At 64.6% G+C, this 6,443-nt stretch carries 4 protein-coding genes; 2 read left to right on the top strand and 2 right to left on the bottom strand.

Going from position 1 to position 6,443, the window contains the following annotated elements; genetic code table 11:
- The first annotated feature begins 132 nt into the window (after positions 1–132).
- The gene (locus tag N7607_RS02660; protein ID WP_279868946.1) at positions 133–2,436 is read left to right on the top strand and encodes an MlaD family protein; all 2,304 of its coding nucleotides are present in this window, start codon (positions 133–135) and stop codon (positions 2,434–2,436) included.
- A 77-nt stretch (positions 2,437–2,513) separates the two neighbouring features.
- Positions 2,514–2,822: a PepSY domain-containing protein gene (locus N7607_RS02655; RefSeq protein WP_279868947.1), complete on the top strand. Its 309-nt coding sequence runs from the start codon at positions 2,514–2,516 to the stop codon at positions 2,820–2,822.
- 55 nt (positions 2,823–2,877) lie between these two features.
- Here N7607_RS02655 and mksF read toward each other — a convergent pair whose 3' ends face one another.
- Both mksF and mksE read right to left on the bottom strand, forming a co-directional pair.
- Entirely contained in the window at positions 2,878–5,697 is a 2,820-nt protein-coding gene (mksF, locus tag N7607_RS02650) for an Mks condensin complex protein MksF (protein WP_279868948.1), read from the bottom strand.
- The gene (gene mksE, locus N7607_RS02645; RefSeq protein WP_279868950.1) at positions 5,694–6,398 is read right to left on the bottom strand and encodes an Mks condensin complex protein MksE; all 705 of its coding nucleotides are present in this window, start codon (positions 6,396–6,398) and stop codon (positions 5,694–5,696) included. The genes mksF and mksE overlap by 4 nt, the downstream gene beginning before the upstream one ends.
- Positions 6,399–6,443 lie beyond the last annotated feature (45 nt).

Here is a 6,443-nt window from a genome sequence, read left to right as displayed (position 1 = left end):
TGAGCGCCGCTTGCGTTAGGCTTGCGCCTGCTGTTCGCCATGTTGTCGATGAACTAGCGTGATAGCGGGCGCTGACCTTGCTGCTGCCGCAAGGAGCCTTCGGACCCGCTCTGAGGAATGGAGCTTTCCTGCATGACCGAGCTGAACACCGCGAAGACCCGACGCACCACCAATTGGTCCGCCATCTGGGTGCTACCCCTGATCGCCTTGCTGATTGGCGGCTGGCTGGCCTATCGGGCCTACAGCCAAGCCGGCATCGAGATTCAGATTTTCTTCCCCTCGGGCGATGGCATTCAGGTCAACAAGACCGAAGTCATTTACAAGGGCATGTCGATCGGCAAGGTCATCGGCATGGAGCTGGACGATCACGGTAAAGAGCGCGGTGTGCGCGTCACCCTCGAGATGGACAAGCGCGTAGAGCAGCATCTGCGCAGCAATACGCGCTTCTGGCTGGTCAAGCCCAGCGTCTCGCTGGCCGGCATCACGGGCCTGGAAACACTGGTATCGGGTAACTACATCACCGCCAGCCCCGGCGATGGTGAGCCGACCCGCAAGTTCGTCGCGCTCAGTGAGCAGCCGCCGTTGGCCGATACGGTGCCCGGTCTGCACCTGACGCTTAAATCCGACCGTCTGGGCTCGATCAATCGCGACAGCCCGGTGTTCTACAAGCAGATCCATGTCGGCCGGGTGAAGAGCTACAAGCTCGCGGAAGACCAGACCACCATCGAGATTCAGGTATTCATTCAGCCCGAATTCGCCAGCCTGGTGCGCAAGCACACGCGCTTCTGGAATGCCAGCGGTGTGACCATCGACGCCGGGCTATCCGGGGTCAAGGTACGTACCGAGTCGCTTTCCAGCATCATTGCGGGCGGCATCGCATTCGCTACGCCGGAGCATCGCAAGGACAGCCCACCTACCGATCCGACTATTCCCTTCCGCCTCTACGAGGACTTCGACGCGGCCCAGGCCGGCATCAAGGCCACCCTCAAGTTGCAGGACTTCGAGGGCATCGAGGCCGGGCGCACGCCGGTGATGTACAAGGGCATCCAGGTTGGCACGGTCAAGGCCATCAAGGTAGACGAGAGCCTGAGCTCTGCGTCGCTGGATCTGACCCTGGATCCCAAGGCTGAGGATTACCTGACAGAAGGTACCGAGTTCTGGGTGGTCAAGCCTTCCATCTCGCTGGCCGGCATCACCGGCCTGGAGGCGCTGGTCAAGGGCAACTACATTGCGGTCAAGCCTGGTGACAAGAGTCGGCCGCCGCTGCGCGACTTCGTCGCCCGGCCCAAGGCGCCGCCGCTGGATATCGATGCCCCCGGCCTGCACCTGGTGCTATTCGCCGACACCCTGGGTTCGCTGGAGGTCGGCAGTCCGATCCTGTTCCGCCAGGTCAAGGTGGGCAGCATCCAGAGCTTCCAGTTCTCCCGAGATCGCAAGCGCGTGGTCCTCGGGGCACATATCGAGCCGGCCTACGCCAATCTGGTGAACAGCTCCACGCGCTTCTGGAATTCCAGCGGAATCACCCTGAAGGGTGGCATCTCTTCCGGTATCGAGGTCAAGAGCGAGTCGCTGCAGAGTCTTCTGGCCGGTGGCGTGACCTTCGAGACGCCGGACATGAAGGCGCCGGTCAATCGCAAGATCCAGCGCTTCACCCTGCATGGCGACCGCGACGCCGCACTGCAGGAAGGCGTGGCGATTCAGATCAAGGTACCCACTGGCGACGGCCTGAATCCGGGCACCTCGGTGCGCTTCAAGGGTATCGAAGTGGGCAAGGTGGAAAGCGTCGAGCTGACCGACGATCTGCAGGCCGTGCTGCTCAATGCGCGCATCACCAAGGCCGTCGGGCGCGTGACTTCCGTCGGTAGCGAGTTCTGGGTGGTCAAGCCCGAGCTGGGCCTGGTGCGTACCGCCAACCTGGAGACCCTGGTCAGCGGCCAGTATATCGAGGTGCTACCGGCAGCCAAGGCGGGCAAGCCGCAGAACTATTTCGAGGTGCGCAAGCAGGCGCCTACCGCCGAGACTCGCGAGGAAGGGCTGCGCCTGATCCTCAGCACGGCGCGCCGTGGCTCGATCAAGCCCGGGGTAGTGCTCAGCTACCGCGAGGTGCCGGTAGGCAAGGTCACGCATTTCGAACTGGGCCCGACCTCCGACCGCGTGCTGATCCATGTACTGATCGAGCCGCGCTACGCACCCCTGGTGCGCACCGGCAGTCGCTTCTGGAATGCCAGCGGCATCGGGGTTGATGCCGGGTTGTTCAAGGGCGTGAAGGTGCGTACCGAGTCGCTGGAGGCGCTGTTGGAAGGCGGTATCGCCTTCGCCACGCCGGACAACGCGGTGATGGGCGGCCCGGCCAAACCTGGCCAGACCTTTGCCCTCAACGATGAGGTCAATGAGGAGTGGCTGAAGTGGGCGCCGAAGATCGCCCTGGAGAAATAGGTGGATTCAGCTTGGGTTAAGTCGGCCTGGGTATCGTTACTCCCGTCGAAACCAATCACTCCCGACGGAGACACGAGATGAACAAGCTGACAGCCCTTTTCGCCATCACCGCCCTTGCCACCACCGCCGGCGTTGCCCAGGCCCGTGACCTGGGCCCGGACGAAGCGCTGAAACTGCGCGACGCCGGCACCATCCAGAGCTTCGAGAAGCTCAACGCCGCCGCCCTGACCAAGCACCAGGGTGGCCAGGTCACCGAGACCGAGCTGGAAGAGGAATACGGCCGCTACATCTACCAGGTGGAAGTACGCGACGCCCAGGGCGTGAAGTGGGACATGGAGCTGGACGCCACCAACGGCCAGATCCTCCAGGACCATCAGGACGACTGATCCACTCCCCAGAAAAAGGGCCGCATAAGCGGCCCTTTTCGTTTGCGCGTAAAGATCAGGCCGGCTCGGCCTGCTCCTCCTGCGCCTTGGCCGTCTCGCGGCGCTTGATGTACTTCCAGTCCGCTTCGTCGATGTAGATGCCGTTCGGGCCGCTGCCACCTTCCAGGTCGATGGCCACGGTGGCCGACACCTGCGGTTTCACCGAAGCGAGGATCGGCACGAAGCCCAGCTGCAGGCTGGTCTCGATCAGCGCCTGTTGGTTGCGCTCGTCGATATCTGCCGCCTCGTCGAGGTAGTAGGGCAGGCGTACCTTGCCGGCCTGCTCGCGGTCCATCAGGTGCAGCAACAGGTACATGTTGGTCAGCGCCTTGATGGTCATGGTGGTGCCGTTGGACGCGGCGCCGTCGATGTCGGTGTGCATCACCGGCTGGCCGCCGACCTTGGTGATCTCGAACGCCAGTTCGAACAGGTCCTTGAGGCCCAGCTGGTTGTGGTTGGCCGCGACCAGGCGTGCCAGGTACTCCTTGGCTTCCTCGTTCTTCGCGTCCTGATCACCGCTCTGCTGCAGATCGAACACCGACAGGGTCTCGCCTTCCTCGTACTGGCCGGCGCTGTGGATGATCTGGTCGATGTGCTTGAGCGCGTCCTTGTTTGGCGCCAGCACGATGCGGAAGCTCTCCAGGTTGGAGACCTGGCGCTTGTTGATCTCGCGGTTGAACAGCGCCAGCTGGTGTTCCAGATTGTCGTAGTCGCTGCGGATGTTGCGCAGGGTCCGGGCGATATCGGTGACGGCCGCACGACGCGCCTTGGCCAGGGTTAGCGCCTCGTCCTGACGGTGCGCGTAGGCGTTGACCAGCAGGTGCAGGCGGCGCTCGACGTCGTCCTCGCTGTCGAACTTGGCCACGCCCTTGAGGCGCACCTGGGCATACAGCGCCTCGATCTGCCCGTCGATGCGCTGCAGCGCCTGCCAGCTGTCCTGGTAGTCGTTGAGCAGCGGCTGCAGGTTGTCCAGCGAGTCGTCGACCAGGTCCATGAACGGTGTGCCGAACGGCAGGTCTGCGGGCAGCAGCTGGCGACGGCGCAGGGCGTCTTCCAGGGTGCGCTGCTTGGCTTCCAGGTCGGCCAGTTGCCGGCCGACCAGCTGCAGCTTGGCGGAGAGCTGCTGCACGCGCTCGGTGAAGGCATCGGCGGCGCGCTTGAGTTCGTCCTGGGCGGCTTCCAACTGCTCCAGCTGTTCCAGCTTGCTGGCATCCTCGGCGGACAGGGTCTGGCAGCGGCGGAAGTCTTCCAGCGCCTTCTGCGCATCCAGCACGGCCTGGTACAGCTGTTCGGCCTGGGCCTTGCTCGCGGCGCGGTCGTTGGCCACCGCCTGCTGGGTCTTCAGTTGCTTGAGCTCGCGCTCCAGGCGGTCGCGCTGGTCGCGCAGGGCGGCGCGGTCGGCCAGGGCCTGCAGGGCCGGAGGCTCGATGTGCGAGAGGTCAATGGACAGGCCGGGCACTTCGAAGTGATCGCCCTTGAAGCGATCCAGCACCGCCTCCACGGCCTTGACCCAGTCATCGCCCTCGGCCTGGATGCCTTTCTCGCCCAGCGGCAGGCTGAACAGCTGGCCGTTGAACAGGCGCATCAGGCGATCCACATCGGCCTGGCTGAACTCCTCGCGCAGGCGCGAGTAGCTGTTGTTGTCAGCGTGGTCGAGCTGCTGCTTGACCGACTTCAGGCGCTTCTCCAAGTCGCGCAGACGCTCGTCGAGATCCTCGGCGGAGAACTGCCGCGACTGCGCCAGGGCGCCGGCCAGTTCGTCGTGGGCGTCCTTGGCGGCGAGCAGCTGGGCTTCCAGCACCTTGACGTCGTCGACCAGGGCGAAGCGGTTCTTCAGCACCGCCAGCTCGCCCATCCAGCGCTGGATCTCGCTGATCTCGCGCTCCAGGCGCATCAGCTCCTGGGTGCCGCCGCGTTGCTCGTGCTGCAGGCCGTCCTGCTCGGCGCGGTAGTGCTCGTGTTGGGTCAGCAGCTCGTCACGACGGGCGCCGGCGTAGTCCTGCCAGGTGCCGAGCAGGTTATCCAGCAGCGGCGACAGGCGATGCAGCTTGCCGCGCAGCACTTCGCGCTGGGCCACACCGGCGGACAGCGCCTCGATCAGCGGGCCAGCGGTGACCAGGGCCTGGTAGTCCTGCTCCATGCGGCGCACGTCGCGAAACGCCTCTTCTGTCGCGGCGATGTAGTCGACGCTGCCGGAGCGCAGGCTGTGCTCGAAGGCATCGAGGAACAGCTGCTTGAGCTTCGCCGCGGTGATCTCGCGCATATGCAGCAGGTTGATGAACAGCGCGCGGAAGGTCTTCAGGCTTTGCTCGCTGGTGGAGCGCAGCGGGATCAGGGTCAGGTCCAGCGGGATCGAGGTGTGCCCGCCGACTAGCAGGCGGCGCAGCTCTTCCGGCTTCAGTTCGTAGGCGACGATGCCGGCCTGGCCGAGGTTGTTGAACAGCTCGCGTTGGCGCAGGCAGGTGCCGTTGCTCTGGTAGTGCTGCAGGTCCAGCTCGCCCTGATAGGCGAAGAACTGGTGGCCGAAGCCGCCGCCCGGGCCGCGGCCGGCCACGCCGATTACGTGGGGGCCGTGGGGCAGGGACACTTCGACGAGGATGTAGCTGGTGTCGCTGGCGAAGTAGAACTTGCGCGAGGCCTCCAGGCTGTACTTGCCGAAGCTCATGTCCGACATGCGCGCCAGGATCGGGAACTGCAGGGCGTTGATCGACGCCGATTTACCCAGGTTGTTGGCGCCATACACCGACAGCGGGTTTTCCAGCGGGAACAGGCCGAGGCTGTAGCCGGCGGTGTTCAGCAGGGCGAAGCGGCGGATGCCGTAGCGTTCCTGGCTCATGCGTCGATCTCCTGGGCATCACGTTCTTCGGCCATGGCGCGGGCCAGGGCGTCTTCTTCGCTTTCCTCGATGGCCACGTCGGTGACGGGCTCGATCAGCACGATGTCGTCCTCGCTGTCATCGGCAACCAGCACTGGCGTCGGCAGCGGCAGGGCGCTGTGCAGGCTGGCGGCCAGGTCGCGGTCCTGTTGCACGGCCAGGCACACGTCGAGGAAGCGGTGCATCGGCGCGAGGAAGCGGTACACGCCGTTGTCCTCGCTGGCGAAGCCGAGCTGGGTCAGGCGGCGCATGACCTTCTCTTCCAGCTCGTCCTGGGTGGTGACTTCGGCCTGCAGGAACAGGTCCTTGTACTTCTCCAGCAGCGGCGGCAGCTCGTCGCGGCCCAGGCTGCCGCCATCGAGCACGGCCAGCGGGTCGCGGCCCTGGTCCGCTAAATGCTCAACGAGGATGAAGGTGAACAGCGCCAGGCGCTGGGCGGTCTTGTTGACCTGGGCGCCCATCTGCTCGGGGACGAAGTAATAGAAACCGCGGGTGTCGCAGGTCAGCTCGTAGCCGAGCGACTTGAACAGCGCGCGGTACTGGTCCTGCAGGTTGGACAACTGGGTGTACAGCTCCGGGTCGCGGCGGCTGATGTGGTAGCCCTTGAACAGCTCGCGGAAGATCGGCGCCAGCTGGGTCAGTTCTTTCAGGTCGATATTCATACGCGATGCTCGCAGGCAGTCGTAGGGTGGAAAACCGCGAAGCGT

It is taken from the genome of Pseudomonas sp. GD04019, assembly GCF_029837695.1.
Lineage (GTDB): Bacteria > Pseudomonadota > Gammaproteobacteria > Pseudomonadales > Pseudomonadaceae > Aquipseudomonas.
Note: the sequence above shows the minus strand (reverse complement) of the source record. Positions and strands in the feature narration are given on the sequence as shown.

Excerpts from the sequence above, each read along its gene's own strand:
- mksE (WP_279868950.1), bottom strand. The coding sequence starts at position 6,398 with ATGAATATCGACCTGAAAGAACTGACCCAGCTGGCGCCGATCTTCCGC.
- mksF (WP_279868948.1), bottom strand. The coding sequence starts at position 5,697 with ATGAGCCAGGAACGCTACGGCATCCGCCGCTTCGCCCTGCTGAACACC.
- N7607_RS02660 (WP_279868946.1), top strand. The coding sequence starts at position 133 with ATGACCGAGCTGAACACCGCGAAGACCCGACGCACCACCAATTGGTCC.
- N7607_RS02655 (WP_279868947.1), top strand. The coding sequence starts at position 2,514 with ATGAACAAGCTGACAGCCCTTTTCGCCATCACCGCCCTTGCCACCACC.